Genomic DNA, 23,440 nt, shown 5'->3' with positions numbered 1-23,440 from the left:
GACGAAAGCTCTACGGGTTGAAGCGGTCTGGCCAACGCCAGCGTGAAACCAGGTAAGGCTTGTCTGCCTCAAAGGCGCGAGCAAGTGAGTCAAGTGACGACCCATTCGCGCCCGCGATGATATGCGACGCAACCCAGGCCAGGTACAGCGGTGTCAGCGAACCCATCAGGTGGTTGCGGTTGATGGTGCGCAGACGGTGCGCCAGTACAAAGTCATAGATGATGCGGACCCACAGTGCATCCGGCAGGGTGAACTCCTCGACCGGCAAGCGCGACAGGCGCTTCAAGCCCAGCAATGTCTGCGGCGGCAACACAAGCGACCAGATCTCGTGCAGGTTGCCGTACGCGATGCGGAAACCTTCAATAAGTTCCTTGATCTCTTCCGGGCCGACCGGATCCGCAGCAGGCGTCTGTGTGGGAACTGCGTCAATCGCCAGCAGCGGTAATGTGGGACGCGTGCGCTGCCAGAAAGAGGCTTTCGCCTCGATATCCAAGAAGAGGGATGACGCAATCGTGTTCAGAATGAATGACAGATCACCGCCGGTGGGATGTGGCAACTGCCGCACACCAGCGCTTACCTCTGCAAGGGTAAAGGCGGCGGTGGCTGCCTCTGCGGCCGGCCATACCAGCCCCTCCAGCTGCCCGGTCGTAGTGCACCGCTGCGCTGCTGTTGCCATGCGCTCCGCCATGCGGGTCGACATTGCCAGGTCAAGTGCTAATGGAAAAGTGGCCTTCACCTGAAAGACTGCGCGCGTTAAGGGGTAAAGAATGGACGCGTTAACCAGGCCTTCGTTCGGCGTGAGGTCGTAGCGTGCAATCGCAACGTCCGCGCCCCGATCGCAAATTGCTTCCACCATGCCGTGAATGGCTGCCGGTTGCAGCGATTGCGCCTCCGCTCCCAGCAGTAGCCCGCAGAAACTCTCGTGCGCCCGCATGATCTCGTAGAGGCTGAGATAGCTGGTTGCGGTCTGCATCGCCAGTTCGCGCATCTTCGTCGACGGCTGATAGGGCTGCAGTAGCAGACCCTCCTGCTGCCAGGACCGAGCATGAGAGTCGGAAGCCGGGTAGGCAATCATCGCGCTCGATGCGCGTTCGCCAAGTGCCTGGCTAAGGGTCTGAAGCAATGGTGACAGGGATTCGCCGGGTGCATCTTCGTACCAGGGGCCAAGGCACACCACGACTTCGATGGCCGCGGCTGTGTTGGCCGCGCGCTCTTCGTTGCGCGTCTCTAACTCTGCAGTTACGCCTGTTGGGGCTGTGCTCATGCTTCGTCTCCAGCCGTGCCGAGCAGGTCCAGGATGCCGGTGAGCGGAATCGCAATCCAGTCTGGACGGTTATTCACTTCGTACACGATCTCATACAGCGCCTTTTCCAGCAGGAAAGCACGCAGCAATTCTTTCGCGACTGCCTCTTCCGCAGCGGGAATGCCTTCGGCACCCTCGCGGTAGCCCTGCAGGAAGGCGTCTGACGCGGCGCGCTCCCAGTCCGTGCGGTCATCCGATTCTCCAGTGCCGAAACCAGCGGCACCCGCGTAAGAGAAAGAGCGGATCATACCGGCAACATCACGCCACGGCGACTGCTTTGCCCGGCGCTCTTCCAACGAGCGTGCGGGTTCACCCTCAAAGTCCAGCAGGACAAAGTCGTCCTGGGTCCGAAGCACCTGGCCCAGGTGGTAGTCCCCGTGGATGCGGATCCGTATGCCCGCCTGCGCACCAGCGACGCGTCGTAAGCGGTCCGCCATCGCCAGCATGTCTTTTCGCTTGCTGAGCAATGTTGCCGCGGGTCCCAGCAGTTCGTCTGGCAATGCCGCAAAGCGATTCTTGACGGCATTGATTGCGATGGCAATCTGGGCTTCGAGTCGTGTCGCATCGCGATCCAATGCCGCCGCGTCAGTACCATCGCAGGCGAAGGCAGGATTCTTTGTCGATGTAGCCAGTGCGACATGCATCTGACCGGTGCGCTGTCCAAGCAGCTTTGCTGCTTCAATGTATCCGGTTGAGGTGCCGTGCTTCGACTCCTCAATCTGTGCAAGGGTCCATTCCCATCCGTCGCCGTCATTCGGCACCAAGCCCTGCAGCAGGCCGATGGTTGTGGTCTCTCCGCTATCCTTTGCGGTGTACACCAACTGTCCCGCGAAGGGTGCGATGTGTTCGAAATGAGCAACTTCTGTCAGGAAGCGACCGATCTCTGCGTCAGGGTTTTCACCAGTCTGCAGGCGACGGAAGATCTTGAGGATCAGCTTGCCGTCATACAGCAGTGAAGTGTTGCTCTGCTCCGCAGAGCCGCGACGTGACGGAATCTCCCCTTCGCCACGCAGCGATGAGAACGCGGAACTGGCCTCACCGCGCAGTGTGCCCTCGCAGCGCGTTATCTTCTCTTCGCCAGAGCCGATCATTGTCAGCAACGCGTCCCGCACCTGCGGGATGACCAGTGCATCCACGAGTGCACCCGCGTGGTTCGCGCCCATCTGCATGCCGGCGATGATGCTGAGAGGAGCTTCAGCGCGGAGGTCCTCAGCATGGTCGCCACTCACTGCAGCGACGGGGACTGAGTAGAGATCGCTGTCTCCCTCGGTGTAGTCGATGCGTAGCAGGAGCACGGCAGCATCAATGTCATCGATCGGCAGCACATCGGTGATGCAGACATTTTTCACCGTGCGCGACTTTGCACCGAACCAGCGTTGCGACTGCAGGAACTTCGGCAGGAAGGTCTCCTGCAGTAACTCCGCTCCGGCACCTGTCACGGCACCGGCAAGGTCGGCGGCAGGAATCAGCAATTCTGTGTCCTTGATCTCCGGTGGTGCGGCCTCCGTATCCACATCGGGTGCCGGCTGGAGTTCCAGCCAGAGGAAGCCGTAGGGCGCAAGTGTCAGGGCGTAGGGTGAGCTGTCGATTTTGGGGAAGGGGACATATCCCAGCATCTCGACCGGTACCATACCGGCGAAGCGTGACAGGTCCAGTGTGACCGGTTGCGCGAAGCGCGAAAGATTCGCGACACAGACCACGCGTTCCGTCTCGTACTCGCGCACATAGGCGAGCACTTTACGGTTCTCGGGTTTCAGGAACTCCTGCGATCCGCGGCCGAAAACCTGGAAGAGCTTACGCAGGGCGATCATGTTGCGGGTCCAGTGCAGCAACGACGAGGTATCGCTCTCCTGCGCTTCCACGTTGATCGCTTCATAGCCCCAGATGGGGTCCATGATCACGGGCGAGTAGAGGCGCGCCGGCACTGCTCGGCTGAAACCGGCATTGCGATCGCTGTTCCACTGCATGGGCGTGCGAACGCCGTTGCGATCGCCCAGGTAGATGTTGTCGCCCATGCCGATCTCATCGCCGTAATAGAGGATCGGCGTACCCGGGAATGACAGCAGAAGCGAATTGAGCAACTCAATACGACGGCGGTTGTTATCGACAAGCGGTGCGAGTCTACGTCGGATGCCGACATTGATGCGCATACGCGGATCCGCCGAGTAGGCCAGATACATGTAATCGCGCTCTTCGTCCGTAACCATCTCCAGCGTCAGCTCGTCATGGTTCCGAAGGAAAAGACCCCACTGGCAATTGTCCGGAATGGGCGGCGTGCGCGCCATGATTTCCGTAATCGGCAAGCGATCTTCCTGGCGCAGCGCCATGTAGATGCGCGGCATCAGCGGGAAATGGAACGCCATCTGACACTCGTCGCCGTCGCCAAAGTAGGGCAGAACGTCGTCGGGCCACATGTTCGCTTCGGCCAGCACCAGGCGGTTCTCGTACTCCGCGTCGATCGCGGCGCGGATCTGCTTGATCTTTACGTGGGTCTCGGGAACGTTTTCGCAGCTGGTGCCATCTCGCTCAACGAGGTAGGGAATCGCGTCGAGACGCAGGCCGTCGACGCCCATATCCATCCAGAAGCGCATGGCATTCAGCACTTCTTCCATCACGCGCGGATTGTCGAAGTTCAAGTCCGGCTGATGTGAGAAGAAGCGATGCCAGTAGTACTGCTGGGCCACTGGATCCCATGTCCAGTTCGACTTCTCCGTATCGGTGAAGATAATCCGGACGCCTTCGTACAACTTGTCCGTGTCACTCCACACATACATGTCGCGTTCAGGTGATCCCTTAGGAGAGTTTCGCGCCGCCTGGAACCACGGATGCTGGTCGCTGGTGTGGTTGATCACCAGTTCGATCAACACCTGCATGCCACGCACATGTGCCGCCGCAAGGAATGCCTTGAAGTCATCAATTGTGCCGTAGGCAGGATTGACATTCAGGTAGTCGCTGATGTCGTAGCCGTCATCGCGCTGAGGCGAAGGAAAGAATGGCAGCAGCCAGATGCAGGTAACACCCAGCTCCTGCAGGTAGTCCAGCTTGGTCAGCAGGCCGGGAAAATCGCCGATGCCATCGTTGTTGCCGTCGGCAAAGGCCTTGACGTGCAACTCGTAGATGACCGCGTCTTTGTACCACAACGGGTCTGTGGCGCTACCTGGCTTCTTCCGCTTCGGACGTGTAATGGCTGCGCTCAATCTTCCGTGCTCTCCCCGGCTGTCATTTCGGAGAGATGCTTCGGATGTAGTACGAGGATGTGTGCCGGCGACTTTTCCGGGTCGAGCGCGATGTAATTCCCGGTTCCCTGCCACTGATAAATCTCGCCGGAGAGCAGATCGACTGCCTCATACGCACCGGCGATCGGCAGGTCCAGGGAGGCGAGGTCAAGGTCAGTCCAACCTGTCTGGAGGTTATGCGGATCCAGATTGACGATCATCAGAACGATGTCGTCGCCCAGTCGTTTGCTGTAGGCGATAAGTTGGTCGTTGCTGATGTTGTGGAAGTGAAGCGTGTCGTCCCGCTGCAGCGCGGGATGCGCCTTTCGGATCTGGTTCAGCTGCGTCAGCAGCGGTGCCAGACTCCTGGGATCGTCACGATCCCACACACGCAACTCGTACTTCTCACTGTTTAGGTACTCCTCGCTGCCTGGCTTAGCCGGTTCATGCTCGCAGAGTTCGAATGCGGGGCCGTATACACCCCAGTTCGCGCCGAGGGTGGCAGCAAGGATTGCGCGCTGAGCGAATCCGGGACGTCCGCCGGTCTGCAGGAACTCAGGCAGAATGTCTGGCGTATTCGGCCATAGGTTACCGCGGAAAAACTCATTAACCGGAGCCGTAGTGATCTCTGTCATGTAGGCCGTGAGCTCCTTCTTCTCTGTACGCCAGCTGAAGTAGGTATAGCTCTGTGTGTAGCCCATCTTTGCCAGACCGTACATCACGTGCGGCCGCGTAAAGGCTTCCGCCAGGAAGATAACCTCGGGGTGCTCCTTGCGCACTTCCGCGATGCACCATTCCCAGAACGGCAATGCCTTGGTGTGTGGATTGTCCACACGGAAGACCTTCACTCCACGATCAATCCAGAACGCGAAGACCGAGTAGAGTTCCTTCCACAATGCGCGCCAGTCGGAAGACTCGAAGTTGATCGGATAAATGTCCTGATACTTCTTCGGAGGGTTTTCGGCGTACTGGATCGATCCATCCGGCCGGATCTTAAACCAGTCCGGGTGTTCCTTTACCCACGGATGTTCCGGTGCGCATTGGAAGGCAATATCCAGCGCAATCTCAAGATTGTTGGCCCGCGCGGCTTCCATGAGTGCGGCGAAATCCGCGAAGGTCCCCAGCTCTCGAAGGATCGCCTTATGGCCGCCGTCGGATCCACCAATCGCCCAGGGGCTGCCCACATCGCCGGGCTCAGCCTTGACGGAGTTGTTCTTGCCCTTGCGATAAGCGGTGCCGATGGGATGAATGGGTGGCATGTAGACGATGTCAAAGCCCATCTTCGCCACTTCCGGCAATTGTGATGCAACATCACGCAAGGTTCCGTGAACACCCGGCGCGCCCGCCGACCGCGGGAAGAATTCGTACCAGGCAGAGAAGCGAGCACGTTCCCGATCGACCCAGAGTGGTAACTCACGTTCGTAGGTGGTTGCGAAGCTGAGGTCCGGATACTCCAGGCAGAGCCGGATGCAATCTTCGCTGAGAGGAAAGTCGTAGTAGAGTGAATTCTTCTCAGCCATGTAACGCAACGTGCTGGCTGTGCCCTTGAGCGTGCGCGCCTCGGCGTCACGTGCACGTGCTGAGGCCTGGTCCAGCAGGACCGCGCCGGTGCGCAAGGCAAGCGCAACGTCGCTCTCGGGCCGCGCACTGGAGCCGTAGTTGCTCCCTGGCTGCTTGCCCGATAACTGCTGGGCAGCGACCGTGTTCTGGTCGACGGCGTTGACTCCCTCATTCTGCTCCGCGCCGCCAGCCTGCGAGCCATCGGCGGCATCCATGACACCGGGGACTTCCTGCGCGTCGATGCGTTTGTGCAGGTCATGCACCCATGTACCGAAGTGGTCGACCCACGCCTGCACCGTGTAGGTCCAGGGGCCCAGCGCATCGACGTCGAACCCGGCCTCCCAGATGTCGTTGCCGAGCTCACGGAAGGGAGCATAGCGCCACGTGCGTTCGTCGGCGCGCTTGTACATCAGCCGCCCGGCAACGTGGTCGTGCCCGTCGGAATACATGACCGCTGTTACGCGGACGTGGTCTCCCAGAACTCGTTTTGCGGCATGGCGACCGCAATCGATCTCCGGTTTCACATCCTCAATCACAACACGGCTACGACCGTCGTTCGGCTTCAAACGATTCTCCTTCGCGCTGATCCGTCACGTCCGCGTGACATCGGCGCGCATCCAAGCCGGTATGACCCTGAGTGACACAATGCACGACTGCAGGACAGCAAAACGAATGCGGACAAGCGCAGTCGTACAGATGCGGGATAGACCAGCGGCGTTTGCCCGCACCAGAACGACAGCGTCCGGCAGCGTTCCTCGTGTCTCCGGCACTGGATGTTCCCGTTGAACCAGACTCCCGAGAAAGCGCCCACTACTGGAATCGACGCCGCGCCGCTCCATGCCGCACGTATTGAAGACTATGCCCTCATCGGCGACTGTGAGACGGCCGCTCTGGTTTGCAAGGACGGTTCCGTGGATTGGCTCTGCTGGCCCAACTTTTCCTCCGGTGCTTGCTTTGCGGCGCTTTTGGGAACGGCGGACAACGGCTACTTCAAGATCAAGCCGGCAGATGAAGAAACGATTACAGGGGAAGACTGGCGCTACAAGCCGCACACCCTCATTGTGGAAAAGCAATGGGTGACGCAGAACGGCGAGGTGCTGGTATCAGACTTCATGCCGCCACGCGGAGAGCACTCAGACGTGGTGCGAATTGTGCGCGGCATCCGTGGCACTGTAAAGATGCGTATGGATCTGGTGCTGCGCTTCGACTACGGACGCACCATCCCCTGGGTAGAGCGTGTCGATCATCACGTGCGCGCCATCGCCGGGCCTGAGCTCGTCGTGCTGCGCACGGAAGCACCGCTGCACGGGGAAGATCTCAGCACCGTCAGCGACTTCGAAGTGCATGAAGGCGAGAGCATCTGCTTTGTACTCTCGTATGGTTCGTCCCTCGAGGAAGATCCGGCGAGCTTTGATGCCTACGGTGCATATGAGGACACGGAGAAGTTCTGGCTGGAGTGGACGGACAAACGCAAGTATCGCGGACAGTATGACGAGTGTGTCGAGCGCTCGCTCATCACGCTAAAAGCATTAACGTATCGACCCACAGGAGGTCTCGTCGCGGCTCCGACAACGTCGTTGCCGGAACTGATCGGCGGGGAGCGCAACTGGGACTATCGCTTCTGCTGGCTGCGCGATACCGCTTTCACCTTGCTGGTGCTGCTGCACGAAGGTTTCACTGAGGAAGCGCTGGCTTGGCGCGGCTGGCTGCTGCGCGCCATCGCCGGTTCCGCGCAGCAGATCCAGTCGCTGTACGGCATCGCCGGCGAGCGCCAACTCACGGAGTGGACTGCCGATTGGCTGCGGGGCTATGAGGACTCCAAGCCGGTCAATATCGGCAACAAGGCTGCGAACCAGATACAGCTCGATGTTTATGGCGAGGTGATCTCGGCGCTGGCGCGCGTGCCCGTGGGAGACGACGATCTGTGGTCACCAGCGATTCGCGCCCTGGTGACCAATATGCTAGACCACCTCGTTGAGATCTGGGATAAGCCGGACTCCGGAATCTGGGAGGTCCGCGGGCCGGAGCAGCACTTTGTGCACTCGAAGATGATGGCGTGGGTCGCCTTCGAGCGGGCCATCAGGTCCTATGATGAGAGCGATCAGCCGGAGGATCCGGAGATCGAGAAGCGCATTGAAAACTGGCGCAAGGTGCGCGATGAGATCCACGCGGACGTTTGCGAAAAAGGCTTCGATAAGAAGCTGAATAGCTTTGTTCAGGCCTACGGTTCGACAGCGCTCGATGCCGCCCTGCTGCGTATCCCACTGGTGGGCTTTCTTCCGGCGAGCGATCCTCGCGTGCAGGGAACGATCGCTGCGATCGAAGGACGCCTGGTGAAGGATGGCCTGGTGTTGCGCTACGACACATCGGACGGTTCGGATGGATTACCCGCTGGTGAGGGGGCCTTCCTGGCGTGTTCTTTCTGGCTGGTGAGTGTGCTCTATCTCAGCGGACGTGGCGACGAGGCACATGCGCTCTACCAAAAACTGCTTGCGTTGCGAAACCCGCTGGGGCTGATCGCAGAAGAGTACGATTCGGTCGGAAAGCGGCAGGTCGGTAATTACCCGCAGGCGTTTACCCACCTTACGATGGCCCATGCGGCGGTAATTTTAAGCGGTGCCAAGGGGCCATGGACCGAGGACGCCGGCACAAATCAGCGCTGTTGAAAGAGCGGCGCAGAGTGGCATGTGCGGGCTTAGTGCATCGCGCACAGAGCGGCGTGGCGAACAACCTACCTGTGGACCCTCGCACCTAAGCCAGAGATACCGCATTCTCTCTGCCGCTCGACGCTGCTAATGCGGCGTTGTGTGTGCAGGGGGTTGCGCATGAGAGAGACCATGCAACGAACGCCGCTTTCCACCTACCGACTTCAGCTGCACGCAGGGTTTACCTTCGCGCAGGCGAGTGCCATTGCGGATTACGTCCGAGACCTTGGCGTGTCGCATGTCTATAGCTCGCCCTACCTTCAGGCGGGTAAAGGCTCGATGCATGGGTATGACGTGGTCGACCACCATCGTGTGAATACCGAACTGGGGGGCGAGGCCGGCCATGCGGCGTTCTCGAAACGGTTAGGCGAGCTACATATGGGACAGGTGCTGGATATCGTGCCGAACCATATGTCTGTGGACCGACAGAACCGTATGTGGTGGGACGTGCTGGAGAATGGTCCATCCAGCCGGTTTGCCACATTTTTCGATATCGACTGGAACTCTGCTGAAGAGAAACTCCGCGATAAGGTGCTGATGCCTGTGCTTGGCGATCAGTATGGCCGGATCCTCTCCAATGGCGAGATCAAAATCGTGCGTGAGGGAACGGACTTCCTCGTCCAGTATGGCGAGCAGGCGTTCCCCGTAGCGCCTCGCTCGCTCTCCACGCTGCTGTCGCGCGCCGCGGAGATGGCGCCGTCGGACACGCTGAACTTTCTAGCGGTCTCGTTCGCGCGACTTCCGGCACCGGACTCCACGGAACGCAGCGTGCAGCTTGCACGGCATCGCGACAAGCAGGTGCTCCTGGGCCTTCTCACACGGCTGTGCTCGGAGCAGGAGGCTGTCTGTCGCTCAATCGATGCAGCTCTTGAAGAACTGAATGGAAACATCGATGCTCTGGATGAGTTTCTGAACGCTCAAAACTTCCGGCTCGCGTTCTGGAGGACGTCCGACCAGGAGTTGGGCTATCGCCGCTTCTTCGATGTGAACTCTCTCATCGGCCTCAGGATGGAGCGTGAATACGTCTTCGAAGAGACGCATGAGTTGATTCTTTACTGGCTGGATAAGGGTGTTCTGGATGGTGTCCGCATCGACCATCCGGACGGTCTGCGCGATCCGAAGCAGTACCTTGAACGCCTGCGTGCACGCGCACCGCATGCGTGGATTGTCGCGGAAAAAATTCTGGAGCCCGGCGAGTGGCTGCGGGCCGACTGGCCGGTGCAGGGAACCAGCGGCTACGACTACATGAACCAGTGCAACGCCTTGCTGGTGCACCCGGATGGCATGCGCAAACTCACAGCCATTTACAGTGAATTCGCGCGCGACAGCGAGAGCTTCCACGACATCGCCTTCGAGAAGAAAACGAAGATCAGCAAGGAGACGCTCGCCAGCGATGTCAATCGGCTGGCGAGCCTCTTCGTAGCGATCTGCGAATCGAACCGCAACAGTCGCGACTACACCCGTGCACAGATTCGCCGTGCCATTCGCAACGTTGCAGCCTGCTTCGGGATCTACCGGACATACGTTGTGCCTGCGATGGCCGTCAACGACGAAGACCTTACTCACATCCATGAAGCCATCGAAGAAGCGAAGCGCCGCAAGCCCGATATCGATGGTGGCCTGTTCGACTTCATGCGCGACGTGCTGACCCTGAAGGTCACCGGCGACAAGGAATCGGAATTCGTTGCGCGGTTCCAGCAGTTCACTTCGCCGGTGATGGCGAAAGGCGTGGAAGACACGGCCTTCTACTGTTACAACCGTCTGACGTCGCTGAATGAAGTCGGCGGCGATCCCGGTCTGAATGGCATCACCATCGCAGACTTTCACAGCTACAACGCGCACATGCAGACCACCTTCCCAACGACGATGCTTACGTTGTCCACGCATGACACGAAGCGTGGCGATGATGTCAGAGCACGCCTTGCCGTTCTGAGCGAGGTCCCCGCGCGCTGGGCCGCCGTGTTGAAGCGGTGGTCCCGTATGAATGCGAAGTACCGCACCGGAAAGTACCCCGATGCGAACACGGAATATTTTCTCTACCAGACGTTGATCGGCGCGTGGCCCATCGATATCGAACGCCTAAAGGCTTACATGCAGAAGGCGATGCGCGAGGCGAAGCGCATCACGTCCTGGCTCGATAACGATAAGGACTACGAGGACGCGCTGAATGCCTTCATGGAACGCATCCTGGAAGACGGTGCATTCGTTGGTGAGCTTCAGGGATTCGTTGAGCGTATCAAGCGCGACGGCCGCATCAACTCGTTATCGCAGACCTTGCTGAAATGCACGTCTCCCGGTGTGCCCGACCTCTATCAGGGCGGCGAACTCTGGGATCACTCTCTTGTCGATCCGGATAACCGCCGACCCGTGGACTACGATCTGCGACGAGCGATGCTTGCAGAACTCACGAGCCGCAACTGGTCCGACGCAGCGCAGTACGCGGTCGAGCACTTCGAGGAGGGCTCGCCGAAGCTTTGGCTCATCACGCAGGCACTGAAGCTGCGGCTGGAGCGGCCCACATCCTTCGATGCCAGTGGCAGCTACTCTCCGATGGAAGTACATGGGCCAAAGGCAGATCACGTCATTGCCTATCGGCGGTCCGGAGACGTGATTGCGATTGCCCCGCGATTCCCGCATCTGTTGACGGACAACTGGAGCGGTACCTCTCTGCAACTGCCAGTTGGCCGCTGGACCGACCGCTTGAGCGGCCAGGTACATGAGGGCGGATCGATGATTCGTATCAGCACCTTGCTGGATGGATTTCCCGTTGCGCTGTTAGTGCACGACAGTGACAGGACCGCGGGTGAGGACGTACGCAGGGCAGAGGCGCCGCAGGCAGCCGCGTAGCGAACGCAGCTCGCCCAACCACAAAGGCAGGATCGGCAAGCGGCCCACAGAGTCGCAAGGGAGAGGACGGGAACATGCATCATTTCTCAGTTTGGGCACCACAGCGGCGAAAGGTCTCAGTGCAGGTCGATGGGGTCGCGTATCCAATGGAAGGGCCATCGGAGCGCGGCTTCTGGAAGGCCGATGTCGAAGCAGCCGAGCATGGCAGCGACTACGGCTTCCTGCTCGACGATGACACGAAGCCCTACCCAGATCCGCGATCGTTCTGGCAGCCGAAGGATGTTCATTCCCTGTCGCGCGTGCTGGATCACGGCAGGTTCCCCTGGACGGACGAAAAGTTTCGTCCAAGCCCGCTGCCCTCTGCCGTCATCTACGAGATGCACCTCGGGACCTTCACGGACGGCGGCACGCTGGACAGTGCTATTGAGAAGCTGGCCTACCTGTGTGATCTGGGCATCACGCACATCGAACTGTTGCCAATCGCCTCTTACGAAGGTAAGTTTTCCTGGGGTTATGACGGTGTAGCGCCGTACGCTCCGGACGAGTCTTATGGCGGCCCGGATGCTGTGAAGCGCTTTGTGAATGCGTGCCATGAGAAAGGGCTTGGCGTCATCCTGGACGTGGTCTATAACCACTTCGGCCCAGCCGGTAATTACACGCAAATGTTCGGTCCGTACTTTACGGAACGACACCACACGCCATGGGGCGCCGCCATCAATTTCGAAGAGGGTGGCAGCGACCAGGTGCGCCGCTACTTCATCGACAACGCATTGATGTGGCTCCGCGAATATCACTTCGATGGATTGAGACTCGACGCTGTGCATGAGCTCATCGACCGGAGCGCCATGCACTTCCTGGAGCAGCTTTCACGCGAGGTGGAAGATCTTTCGGCTGCACTGGGGCGGGCTCTCTTCCTGATCGGCGAAACGGATCTAAACGATCCCAAGTTCGTGACGCCGCGTGAGGCGAATGGATTCGGCCTGGATGCGCAGTGGAGTGACGACTTCCATCACGCACTGTTCACACTGATCCACAAGGAACAGAGCGGCTATTACCAGGACTTCGGCACCATTGAGCAGCTCGCCACCACGCTTCGGCAGGTGTTTCTCTACGACGGCCGCTACTCCCGCTTCCGCCAGCACAATCATGGGCGCGAGGTGCATAAGATCAGCTATCACCGCTTCCTTGGCTACATCCAGAATCATGACCAGATCGGCAATCGCGCGAACGGCGAGCGCCTGGAACATCTGGTTGGCATGCAGAAGGCGAAGCTTGCAGCGGCCGTCGTTATGACGGCGCCATTCCTGCCCATGATCTTCATGGGGGAGGAGTGGGCTGCGGCGACACCGTGGATGTATTTCGCAGACTTCCAGGAAGAGGAGTTGCGGAAGAACGTGCGCGAAGGACGCAAGCGCGACTTCCAGCACTTCGGCTGGTCGGAAAATGTGCCGAGTCCAGAGGACCCTGCTACGGTTGAGGCGTCAAAGCTGAAGTGGAGCGAACTTGAGGATCCGAAGCATCACGAGATGTTCCAGTGGTATCGCGATCTGATCCACCTGCGTCGCAGAACGCTGGCGCTAAACCTCGGCGATTTCAGCCGTATGGTGGTGCAGCACAGCGAAGAGGGACGTTGGCTTTACACCGACCGCGGCAACATTCGCACCATGATCAACTTCTCTGAGAACCCGACCGCGTTCGCCGTGGAGCCCGGTTCGGAGCTATTGCTCAGCAGCGACGTCGCCCCGGCGCGCGATGGGGACTGCGTCATGGTGCCGCCATGCAGCGTGGCCATCTATCACTGGCCGCCGCAGCCGCTGGATCAGGATCCGCCGGAATAAAGGCGAACATGGTTCGATCTGCGAAAGCGCCCTGCGAGGGGCGCTTTCGCCGTTTGCGTTGCTGCCGCGATGTCCCGATTTGGCGGAAATCAGCAGCGGGAGAGAAACTTTCGCGCCCGTGGTTCGTACCATTGTGTAGGTTGTCCGCCGCTTGGCGGCCGCAACGTATCGCGCGGCACGCGCCGCACACCTTGGGAGCAGAATTGTGAGCAATCGAATCGCAGGCGTTTGGATGATTTCGCAGCGCGTGGCGCTGGCGGGTGTGCTGTGTGGCGTCGCAATCGCGCCCATCGTGTTGACCGGCGTGGCCGCCGCGCAGGCCGCGGCTACGCCTCGGGTACTCGGTACTGTGAAGTCGATCTCCGGCAACACGCTTATCGTCGCGGCGGACGGCACGGGGGCGATAAGCACCGTGACGGTCGCTGACGGCGCACGCGTGCAGCAGAGCGCGGACCTGAAGACTGTGTCGGCGGCCACGCTCGACTTGCTGGCCGTAGGGGACCGTGTCCTGGCGACCGGCACCGGCGACGCGACCACGCTGACTGCGACGCGCGTCATCATGATCAAGTCCACCGCTATCGCACAGCGGAACGCAGCGACCCAGGCCGACTGGAACCGTCGAGGATCAGGCGGCATCGTGAAGACGGTAGCGCCCGCGAATAACACCATCTCCATCAGTTCTGGTAAGAAGGACGTCACAGTGACCACGACCGGATCGACGATCTATCGCCGCTACGCGCCCGGCTCGGTGAAGTTTGAAGATGCGAAGCCCGGCACCCTGGCGGAGATTCAGGCCGGGGACCAGCTGCGCGTACGGGGCGACAAATCGCCCGATGGCACAAGCATTACGGCCGACGAGATTGTCTTCGGCTCCTTCAAGAATCTCTCCGGGACAATCGTCTCCGTGAACCTGGCAGCGAACTCGCTGGTCATCAAGGACCTCGCCACAAAGAAGAACGAGACGGTTTCCATTAGTGACGCCTCCGATCTGCGTAACCTGCCGCCTGAGATGGCAGCACGGTTCGCCCCCGCGGGCGCGCGTGCTGCGGGTGCGGGTGGATTCGCTGGCCGGGCGGGCGGCGCCGCTGCTGGAGCCGGTGCTCCTGCGGGTGCCGCCGCCCCTGCAGCGGGTACGCCTCCTGCCGGCGCTGGCGATGCTGCCGCTGCTGGCGGTGGACGTCCCGGTGGTTATGGCGGCGGCTCTGGCGGTCCCGGTGGCGGTGCCCCTGGTGGACGTCCCGGTGGTCCTGGCGGTCGTGGTGCGGCTGATCTCGCCACGATGATTCCCCGTCTGCCGAAGACAACGGTTGCCGACCTGAAGTCTGGCCAGGCACTGATGATCGTCGCGTCCGGTAGCGGTGGCGCTGGTCCCTACACAGCCATCACCGTCCTCAGCGGTGTTGAGCCCCTGTTGACTGGGCCTGCGGGCAGCGAGATGACGATCTCGCCGTGGAGCATGGGCGCTGGTGAGGGTGGCGGCGGCGGCGCAGCGGAATAATGCTTTCGTAATTCGTCTCTCTTGAAGCAAGAACAGAACGTGCCACGGCACCAAGCCCGCCTTCCCTTGAGGGTCCTGATGAACTTTTGCCTTACCTTGACTCGACGAAACCTGTCGATTGCTCTGCTCTCTCTTGGCTCCGTTGCAACGGTCAACCTCACCGCTCCCCATGCCATGGCGCAGACCGCCAGCACCGGCACGGTCACTGGCTTCGTTCTTGATCCGGACCAGGCGGCCATCCCGGGCGCCACTGTCACGCTGACGCCTGCAAAGGGCGCAGCACTCACGACCACCTCAGGCGCAGATGGCGGTTACACCTTCCGTGGTGTTCCGACAGGCACCTATTCCCTCACTGTCAGCATGTCGGGTTTCGCGTCCTTCGTGCGGCAGGGGGTTCGCGTCAACAGCAGTACGGTTACGATCAACACCGCCATGGCTGTGCAGTCTGCCAATACGGAAATCGATGTAACAACGCAGAGCAACACGGTCTCAGTGGACCCGGACTCCAATGGCAGCGCCGTCGTCCTGAAGGACAAGGACCTGGAAGCCCTGTCGGATGATCCGGATGAACTCTCCGACGAATTGACGGCCCTTGCGGGCCCGAGCGCGGGACCGAACGGCGGTCAGATTTATGTAGATGGCTTCACAGGCGGCCAGTTGCCGCCAAAGTCCTCTATTCGCGAAATTCGCGTAAACCAGAATCCTTTCTCCGCGCAGTTCGACAAGCAGGGCTTTGGCCGCGTGGAGGTGTTCACCAAGCCGGGCACCGACACGTATCACGGTACGGCCAGCGTCCAGTTCAATGACAAGGTTTTTAACACCTCCAGTCCATTCCTTGGATCCGCGAACCAGCAGCCGAGTTATCATCGGCTCTTCTTCATCGCGTCACTGACAGGCCCGCTCACTAGGACGAGTTCGTACTCGCTTGCGGGAAGCCACCGTACCATTCAGGACAACAGCATCTTCGCCGGGTCCATCATCAGCACCGGTCCTGACTCCGGCGTTTTGTGTGCTCCCGGCAACCCGGCGTGCTCGTTGAATCCGTTGCCGGAATCACTCCGCGCGACCTTCCACCCGCAGACGCGTTATGACTTCACACCGCGCATCGATCTGGCGCTTGGCAAGAGCAACACGCTCACCATCCGCTACCAGCTCGAGCATGGTAGCGCGACGAATGCAGGTCTTGGCTCAACGTCCCTGAGCAGCGTTGCGAGCAACACTTCGAACAACGAAAACCAGATCCAGATCAGCGATACGCAGATCCTGAGTCAGCGCATCATCAATGAGACACGACTCGCGCTTGTGCGTGCCAAAGCCTCTTCCTTGCCGCAGAGCTTCGCACCAACCGTCTCTCTCTCCGGTTATTTCAGCGGTGGTGGCGCCAGTGGTGGAACGTCGAACACCACAAGCGACCGGCTGGAATTGCAGAACTACACTTCGGTCGCGCTGCAGAAGAATTTCATTCGCGCCGGCATGCGTCTGCGCATTTACCGCGATGCTCAGTACGCCACCGGTGGGTCAAACGGAACGTTCTCCTACTCCAGCGCCGCCAACTACATCGCGAACAAGCCATTCCAATACCGCGTCATGTCGATCGCGACGCCGAAGGTCAATGGTTACCTTTCAGATATTGGCATCTACGCGGAAGACGACTGGCGCGCGAGGCCGAATCTGACGGTGAGCTATGGTGTCCGCTACGAGGCGCAGAGCGACATCAACAGCAAGGCAGACATTGCGCCACGTTTCGCTGTTTCCTTTGGTATCCCGCGCAAGAAGGGTAATCCCACCACGGTCCTGCGCACGGGCTTCGGTATCTTCTATGACCGGTTCGATATCGCCCAGGTACTGAACTCCTACCAGCAGAATGGCGTCAACCAGATCGCGCTGATCTACAGCAATCCAACGGGCGTCTGTGCTCCCGGCAACACCGCTGGTTGCGGAACGGGCGGTGCGTCTTCGCAGACCATCTACCAGTTGGCTCCGAATCTGCGCAGTGCCTATAACATGCAGTCCGTCGTGGGCGTTGACCAGCAGGTGGGCAAGCGCTCCACACTGTCCTTCAATTACCTGAGCAACGTTGGTGTTCACCAGTTCCTGTCGCGGTCGCTGCCCACTACGGGCACGAACAAGCTGTACTCCTACCAGTCCGGCGGTGTCTTCCGCCAAAACCAGTTCATCGTCAACTTCCGTACCCAGCTCGGCACCAAGTTCTCTCTCACAGGCTTTTACGCGCTGAACTATGCGAAGTCGAACGCGAACGGTGCCTCAGCCTTCCCGACGGACAGCCTCAATTCCAGGACGGACTACGGTCGTGCACTGTTTGTGCAGAAGCACCGCATCACGTTCTTCGGTAATTGGCAGGCACCCTTTGGCATCAACGCCTCGCCCTTCATGGTCTTCAACACGGGCAGCTACTACAACGTGACGGCCGGCAGCGATCTGAACGGCGATACCGTCAACAACGACCGCGCGGGCTTTGCCAACGGCGTTTCCGGCAATTGCAGGACCTACACCGACTTCACGGCAAGTGTAAGCTCGACCAACCGTGTTCCTCCCGGTTACTGCACCGGTCCGGCAAACGTGCAATTCAACCTGCGCCTTGTGAAGGCCTTTGGCTTCGGCAAGCGCACACGTCCCGCTGGTGCGGATGCTGCAGCAGCAGGTCCTGACCTGGGCGCCGGCGTCCCGCGTGGCGGTGGTGGAGGCCCACGTGGTGGCGGTGGCGGTGGTGGTGCACGTGGCGGTGGCGGTGGCGGCCGCTCCGTCAGCTCCGGGCACAAGTACAACTTCAACGCGGGTGTGCAGGTTCAGAACCTGTTTAACTACGTGCCTTACTCCACACCAAACGCCTCGCTCAGTTCGCCGTTGCTCTTCGGTAAGTCGCAGTCCCTTACCGGCGGCATGGGCAACAGTGGGTCCGCAGTCCGTACTGTCACGCTGCAGCTAAACTTTAACTTCTAGTTGCGGCACCACGGGAAAAAGCAAAGGGCGCACCGCGGTGGTGCGCCCCTTGCCGTTGTCGTTCTTGCGAGCCTTACTGGCCGATGAGCACCGTCTTAGCAATCATGAACTCTCGGAGGCCTGCTGCGCCCAGCTCACGGCCATAACCTGATCGCTTGGTGCCTCCGACCGGCGCTCGCGCCGTGTCCACCTGCAGGCCGTTCAGGGCGACCGAGCCGGCTTCGATACCCGCAATCAACTGCTGTTGTTCGCTCGGTTCTTTCGTCCACAAAGAAGCGGATCGTCCGAAGGGCGTATCGTTTGCGATCGCCATGGCATCTGCCAGGTCATTCGCCCGGAAGAGCAGTGCCACGGGGCCAGCAAGAGCATCGCGAGCGACCGGCGCAGTGCGCGGCACATCGCTGAGGATCGTCGGTTCAAAGAAGTTACCGCTGCCGATCAGTCGCGTGCCGCCCGTCACAATGCGGCCGCCTGAAGTCACGGCTGCAGCCACTTGTTCCGCCAGAATGTTGACTGCTTCCGCTGTACCCAGGGGGCCGACGTCCGTCCCATCCTTGAGCGGATCGCCGACCTTCAGTGCCTCCACGGCGGAGACAAGCCGATGCTGAAAGTCGTTGAAGATGCTCGAAGAGACGACGAGTCGCGTGGTCTGGCTACCGCTCGCAAGTGCTCTCGCCGCAGTTGCGACCGCCGCCTCAAGATCAGCGGACGGCATGACCACCATGGGGTCGCTCCCGGGTAGATGCAGGGCGGACTTCTTCAACAGCCATCCCGCCTGCGCGGCGACCGCGCGGCCCGTTGACTCGGATCCCGTGACGGTAACGGCTGCTACCCGTTCCTCCCCCAGCACTCTCTCTACGGTGCCGCTATCGATCAAAAGGGCACTGAGAGTGCCGCGTCCGAAGCCGGCGCGGCGTATCAGCGCCTCAAGCTGCATCGCGCACTGGGGCACGCTGGCTGCATGTTTCAGAAGGATAGCGTTCCCGCCGACGAGCGCAGGGATGGCGAAGCGCAGCACATGCCAAATGGGCGACTCCCACGACATCACAGCCAGAACAACGCCCATCGGCGACCATTGCACATAGGATTGCCCATTCTCGCTCTGCAGCAGTTCTGGAGCCAGCATCCGAGGGGCCTGCTCGGCATAGAAGCGCGCTGCATCCGCGCAGAGAGCAATCTCTGCTCGGGCAGAGCGCAAAGGCTTACCCGTCTCAAGCGTGACCGTGCGAGCCAGGTTATCGCCTTCCTCATCCAGCAACGCGGCCAGCTTCCGCAGATACAGTGTGCGGTGCTCCAGCGGCAAGGCTCGCTGTACGGCGGCGGCCTCTGCCGCCTGTCCAATGCGGAGACGCAGGGCGTCGTCTGAGAGCATGCTGAAGGTCCGAAGGACCTCGCCGGTGGCCGGGTTGATCGACTGCAGTGGCATCTTCCTCAGGGTACGCGTTACCGGGCCAGGTCGAGCAGCGTCTCTGCCAGCACGCTCACGCCATCCCGCATCGCCTCTACCGTAGCAAACTCGTCTGGACGGTGACTGACACCGTCGCGGCAGGGGACAAAGATCATGGCAACCGGTGCCACACGCGCGATGAAAAGTGAGTCGTGATAAGCCCGGCTGACCATCCGTCGATTCGTTAGGCCGAGATCTTTGCATGCCTTTTGAATCGATTCAACGATCGCCTCGGAAGACGTTGCGGGTGCATCCGCATTGATTTCTGTCTCGCTGACCTTGACTCCACGACGCGCCTCAATCTCCGCAATAGCCGACCGAATATGTGCCATCACTTCGTCACGCCGACCAGGTTCGGTATCGCGGACATCCAGTTCCAGATCGACACGGCTGGGCACGCTGTTCACCGCGCCGGGATGCACCTTGACCGTCCCGACCGTCGCCACGGTGTCGATCACGCCCGTGCCAAGCGCTGCCCGCTCGATCGCAAGGATAATCTCCGAAGCCGCGCATAGAGCATCTCGACGGTCCGGCATCAGCAGTGCGCCCGCGTGACCGCCCAAGCCGTCGATGGTGAAGCGATAGCTGGCGGGCGCGGCGATATGCGTGACAATGCCGATCTGGACCCCATCACGTTCCAACAGCGGACCCTGCTCGATATGCAGCTCGGCCCACGCGCTGTAGTAGCTGACGGGCAGCTTTACCTGCGCGAGATCGCCTTGAAATCCAGCGTTCTCACGCGCCTGACGCAGAGTTAGATCATCCTTGCCCAGCAGGGCATCGGCGCGTGCGGGATCCAGCGTTCCGGCCATCAGGCGACTGCCCAGGCAGCCGATACCGAAACGTGTCGGCTCCTCCGACGTGAACATCACGAGTTCGATGGAACGCCGGGGCTTCACGCCTACTCGTTGCAGCGTGCGTATCGCTTCCAGGCCGCCCAGTACACCCAATGTTCCGTCGTACATGCCCGCGTGTGGAATTGCGTCGGTGTGCGACCCGGTGCCTACCGCCGGTAGGCCTGGGTCAGAACCTACCCAGCGCGCAAAGGTATTGCCAACAGCGTCTTCACGGACTTGCAGGCCTGCTTCTTCGTAGAGCACTCTCAGCCAGGCTCGGGCCTGCATGTCATCGTTGGTGAAGACGACACGTGTCACGGCACGTTCCCCTTCGCGGCCTGTCTGCTCTACCTGCGTAAAGCCGGCCAGCGTGTCCATCTCCTGCTGCAATCGTGCGGCGTTTACCGACAGGTTCATCGCTTCACCGCCATCGGATGCCGGTTCCAGTCTTTGTAGATCAGGTATTTCGCGGGCTGCTTGCCCAGCGCCCCAAACCACTGTGGGCAGTAAGGTCCCATCCAGATGAAGTCGCCTTTGGTGACGGGGTACCAGCTTTCGCCGAGCCGATAGATTCCTTCGCCTTCGAGCATCGTCAGGCCGTGTTCCATAACGTGGATTTCTACCAGGCTGAGCGATGCGCCGGGTTGATACTCCATGGTGTTCACCGCGAAGTCGAAGGCGACATCCGGCGGCAGCAGAGCACGTACCTGCAACGCATCGTCACCATTTAAGGGTGCTCCTGGAATGCTTCCCTCACTCGCAAGCAATAACTGCGGGGCGGCCACTCCGTCGAGGGGTACATAAGACTTCTCGATTACCTGTGCGCGTGCGGCCGCGTCTGCAGTGATGGTGTGTGTGAGGCCGGGCGGGAGGTAACAATACCCCCCAATCCCAAGGGTCGCGCTGTGACCTTCCGAGGCAAAGTGTAACGACCCTTCCGTCACAAAGACGAAGCGCGATCCGACATGCGGGCCAAGTGAGCCACCTGCTTCGAAGCTTGCGGTGTACTGCGTAAAGTTTGCACCCAGGGCCGGTGCAGCATGCACGCATGCCGTGGCGTTCACCATGCCGGGCAGCGGCGACCACACGAAGGTGTCGGGTGTCTGCAACAGGTGATCGAGCGCGCGTCGGCTCCGCGTTTCACCCAGTCTGTGCATGCTCATCGAGCGTTCTCCCGTGCGGCCAGCAGCCGCACAAAGGCGGTTCCCGCATCCAGACCCAACTGTACATCGGCAGGCAGCACCGCCTCATCCGGGTGGTGGCTGAGGCCACGCGGAGTCCGCAGAAACAACATTGCCGCTGGTATGTAGGGAGCTACGATCATCGCATCATGGCCGGCTCCACTCACCATCCTGCGAATGACATTGCCGGTGCCATCCACCGCATCTTCGAGCAGGGTCAGTAAGTCAAAATCCATCGGCACGGCAGCCTGCGCCAAGCGCTGCGTCGACGCGACCGCAACACCGCGCGAGTCGCCGCAAGACTTTGCAAAGTTCAGGAGATGCGTTATCGCATCATCGCGCACGCTGTCATTCGCGGAACGCACGTCGAGCGTTGCATGCACCGCCCCGGCAATGACGTTGCCAGCGCCCGGTATCGTCACGACCGACCCGACGGTTGCGACCAACCCGCGCGTCGCCCTGGCATACGTTTCAACTTCTGTGATCCACTGCGCGGCTGCGCTCATCGCATCATGTCGCAACGGCATCGGCGTCGTGCCGGCATGGTTCGCTACGCCGGTGAACCGAACCTCATACCGACTCTGCCCAGCGATTGTCTCCACCACGCCCAGCGGCAGGCCTTCGCTCTCAAGCGCGGGCCCCTGTTCGATGTGAAACTCAAGGTATCCAAGCGCGTCCGGCACAACAGCGTCCGGTAACTGCGCAGCGTCCAGCCCGTATGTGTGGATCGCCGCACGCACACTGGTACCGGTCAGATCCTCGCGTGCTAGGAGCGCATCATCCATCGATCCAACGATCGCGCGCGATCCGATAAAGGGCACGCCGAACCGCACACCCTCCTCTTCGGAGAATGCGATGACTTCCACGTGAAAGGGCAGCGCTGTGTCCTGAAGAGAATCAACGACCGCCAGTGCCATCATGACGCCCAGCACTCCATCGAACGCGCCAGCATTCGGTACCGTGTCCAGGTGCGATGCAAGGATGAGTGTCTTTGCGTTCTTGTGTGGAGAGGGACGCGATCCGCGCAGATTTCCTGCCGCGTCCACTCGTGTGGTCAGGCCGGCTTCTCGCATCCACGTCGCGACCAGTTGATTCGCACGACGCATTGCGGGCGAGAGAAACGTGCGCGTTGTTTCGCCTTCAACGTCGGTGATGCGAGCAAGCTCGCGGCAACGCGCAATCACTTGAGTTGCGTCGTTCAATCCCGCGTCACCCGCGCGTGGATGTATCCGGACGGATCGCTGATCGGCATGAAGACTTCATTGGCATTCTCCTGGCCGAAGACCTTCAGGTCCACCGGGATGTTATGGATGTTCGGCATCGTGAGGGTTATCTCAAGCAGTTCCGGGACCGCAGCCAGCGCACCTTCCGCCATGGCAAAGAGTGTCTGCTGAACCGACTTTGAATCATGCGTTGCAAAGGTTCTTAACATCGATTCGCGGATGTTCGTGCGTTTCGCTTCGTAGTCCGTGACATTGCCGCGATAGAGCCATGATGCAGTCACGGATGTTTCGAAGAGCCGGTCGGCGGCTTCCTTCAAAGTTGTCAGATCATCCTTGATGTAGCCCTCGAAGGCTGACTTCGTGGTCTTAAGGACAATCATGTTGTAGAGGCCGCTGACGAGCGATTGGTCGCCGTTTTTAGCGCGACGGATGGTGGTCGTCTGTAACTCATCGCTGCCCCGCATGAAGCTGTGCGGATGCAGATCTCCATCGATGGTGAGACGCTTCCACATCACCTGCTCAATGTGTACTTCTGCAGCAGAGACCTGCGCGTTGCGGCGGAGTAGGAAGTCGATCAATTCATGAGCGAACTCTTCCATCGACTCCGCCTTCGATTCTTTGGCGCGTGAGTACACGGTGTTCTTCATGGTGTCGGTCGGCAGAATCTTCGAGTTGTCACCGGCAGTGTGTGCCGTCTCGAAATCGCCCTCCAGCAACACGCGCACAGTCCACTCGCGCACGCGATGCACCGCACCATTGCGTATCACCTTTACCAAGCGGACACCGCTCTTGCCGTATTTGTTCTCCTGCAGAATGGCCATGGCTC

The 23,440-nt window shown here is 60.3% G+C and carries 13 protein-coding genes; 5 read left to right on the top strand and 8 right to left on the bottom strand.

The window, feature by feature from the left end:
- Nucleotides 1-10: 10 nt before the first annotated feature.
- The 3 genes from BLW03_RS06525 to BLW03_RS06515 are packed head-to-tail and all read right to left on the bottom strand — an operon-like array spanning nt 11 to nt 6,644.
- A complete protein-coding gene (locus tag BLW03_RS06525; RefSeq protein WP_074652874.1) occupies nt 11-1,264 on the bottom strand; it encodes a hypothetical protein in 1,254 nt (417 codons plus the stop codon).
- The gene (gene treS / locus BLW03_RS06520) at nt 1,261-4,500 is read right to left on the bottom strand and encodes a maltose alpha-D-glucosyltransferase (RefSeq protein WP_074652873.1); all 3,240 of its coding nucleotides are present in this window, start codon (nt 4,498-4,500) and stop codon (nt 1,261-1,263) included. The genes BLW03_RS06525 and treS overlap by 4 nt, the downstream gene beginning before the upstream one ends.
- Nucleotides 4,497-6,644 carry a maltotransferase domain-containing protein gene (locus BLW03_RS06515; protein ID WP_074652872.1) on the bottom strand — a complete coding sequence of 716 codons (2,148 nt, stop codon included), beginning with the start codon at nt 6,642-6,644 and terminating at the stop codon, nt 4,497-4,499. The genes treS and BLW03_RS06515 overlap by 4 nt, the downstream gene beginning before the upstream one ends.
- Before the next feature lie 216 nt (nt 6,645-6,860).
- Here BLW03_RS06515 and BLW03_RS06510 point away from each other — a divergent pair, with 216 nt between their 5' ends.
- From BLW03_RS06510 to BLW03_RS06490, 5 genes are all read left to right on the top strand, one after another.
- On the top strand, nt 6,861-8,744 hold the full coding sequence (locus tag BLW03_RS06510; RefSeq protein ID WP_139285123.1) for a glycoside hydrolase family 15 protein: 1,884 nt from the start codon (nt 6,861-6,863) through the stop codon (nt 8,742-8,744).
- Nucleotides 8,745-8,903: 159 nt separating this feature from the next.
- The gene (treY, locus tag BLW03_RS06505) at nt 8,904-11,630 is read left to right on the top strand and encodes a malto-oligosyltrehalose synthase (RefSeq protein ID WP_348270835.1); all 2,727 of its coding nucleotides are present in this window, start codon (nt 8,904-8,906) and stop codon (nt 11,628-11,630) included.
- Nucleotides 11,631-11,704: 74 nt separating this feature from the next.
- Nucleotides 11,705-13,468 carry a malto-oligosyltrehalose trehalohydrolase gene (gene treZ / locus BLW03_RS06500; protein ID WP_074652871.1) on the top strand — a complete coding sequence of 588 codons (1,764 nt, stop codon included), beginning with the start codon at nt 11,705-11,707 and terminating at the stop codon, nt 13,466-13,468.
- Between the two features lie 205 nt (nt 13,469-13,673).
- The gene (locus BLW03_RS20585) at nt 13,674-14,966 is read left to right on the top strand and encodes a DUF5666 domain-containing protein (RefSeq protein ID WP_170834981.1); all 1,293 of its coding nucleotides are present in this window, start codon (nt 13,674-13,676) and stop codon (nt 14,964-14,966) included.
- 96 nt (nt 14,967-15,062) lie between these two features.
- Complete coding sequence (locus BLW03_RS06490) at nt 15,063-17,927, top strand: TonB-dependent receptor (RefSeq protein ID WP_244501985.1); 2,865 nt, start codon at nt 15,063-15,065, stop codon at nt 17,925-17,927.
- A gap of 73 nt (nt 17,928-18,000) precedes the next feature.
- Here BLW03_RS06490 and BLW03_RS06485 read toward each other — a convergent pair whose 3' ends face one another.
- Genes BLW03_RS06485 through pucL form a run of 5 tightly spaced genes read right to left on the bottom strand, consistent with a single transcriptional unit; the run spans nt 18,001 to nt 23,435 of the window.
- The gene (locus BLW03_RS06485; RefSeq protein WP_074652870.1) at nt 18,001-19,353 is read right to left on the bottom strand and encodes an aldehyde dehydrogenase family protein; all 1,353 of its coding nucleotides are present in this window, start codon (nt 19,351-19,353) and stop codon (nt 18,001-18,003) included.
- A gap of 17 nt (nt 19,354-19,370) precedes the next feature.
- Nucleotides 19,371-20,627, bottom strand: a complete 1,257-nt coding sequence (locus tag BLW03_RS06480) for a M20 family metallo-hydrolase (RefSeq protein WP_074652869.1) — start codon at nt 20,625-20,627, stop codon at nt 19,371-19,373.
- Nucleotides 20,624-21,373 carry a (S)-ureidoglycine aminohydrolase gene (gene allE / locus BLW03_RS06475; protein WP_244501984.1) on the bottom strand — a complete coding sequence of 250 codons (750 nt, stop codon included), beginning with the start codon at nt 21,371-21,373 and terminating at the stop codon, nt 20,624-20,626. The genes BLW03_RS06480 and allE overlap by 4 nt, the downstream gene beginning before the upstream one ends.
- Nucleotides 21,370-22,593, bottom strand: a complete 1,224-nt coding sequence (locus BLW03_RS06470; protein WP_074652868.1) for an allantoate amidohydrolase — start codon at nt 22,591-22,593, stop codon at nt 21,370-21,372. The genes allE and BLW03_RS06470 overlap by 4 nt, the downstream gene beginning before the upstream one ends.
- Entirely contained in the window at nt 22,590-23,435 is an 846-nt protein-coding gene (gene pucL / locus BLW03_RS06465; protein WP_074652867.1) for a factor-independent urate hydroxylase, read from the bottom strand. Before pucL ends, BLW03_RS06470 begins: the two co-directional genes overlap by 4 nt.
- Nucleotides 23,436-23,440: the final 5 nt, after the last annotated feature.

Source organism: Terriglobus roseus (assembly GCF_900105625.1).
GTDB classification, from domain to species: domain Bacteria; phylum Acidobacteriota; class Terriglobia; order Terriglobales; family Acidobacteriaceae; genus Terriglobus; species Terriglobus roseus_B.
Note: the sequence above shows the minus strand (reverse complement) of the source record. Positions and strands in the feature narration are given on the sequence as shown.

Excerpts from the sequence above, each read along its gene's own strand:
- BLW03_RS06525 (WP_074652874.1), bottom strand. The coding sequence starts at position 1,264 with ATGAGCACAGCCCCAACAGGCGTAACTGCAGAGTTAGAGACGCGCAAC.
- treY (WP_348270835.1), top strand. The coding sequence starts at position 8,904 with ATGAGAGAGACCATGCAACGAACGCCGCTTTCCACCTACCGACTTCAG.
- treZ (WP_074652871.1), top strand. The coding sequence starts at position 11,705 with ATGCATCATTTCTCAGTTTGGGCACCACAGCGGCGAAAGGTCTCAGTG.
- BLW03_RS06485 (WP_074652870.1), bottom strand. The coding sequence starts at position 19,353 with ATGCCACTGCAGTCGATCAACCCGGCCACCGGCGAGGTCCTTCGGACC.
- BLW03_RS06480 (WP_074652869.1), bottom strand. The coding sequence starts at position 20,627 with ATGAACCTGTCGGTAAACGCCGCACGATTGCAGCAGGAGATGGACACG.
- allE (WP_244501984.1), bottom strand. The coding sequence starts at position 21,373 with ATGAGCATGCACAGACTGGGTGAAACGCGGAGCCGACGCGCGCTCGAT.
- pucL (WP_074652867.1), bottom strand. The coding sequence starts at position 23,435 with ATGGCCATTCTGCAGGAGAACAAATACGGCAAGAGCGGTGTCCGCTTG.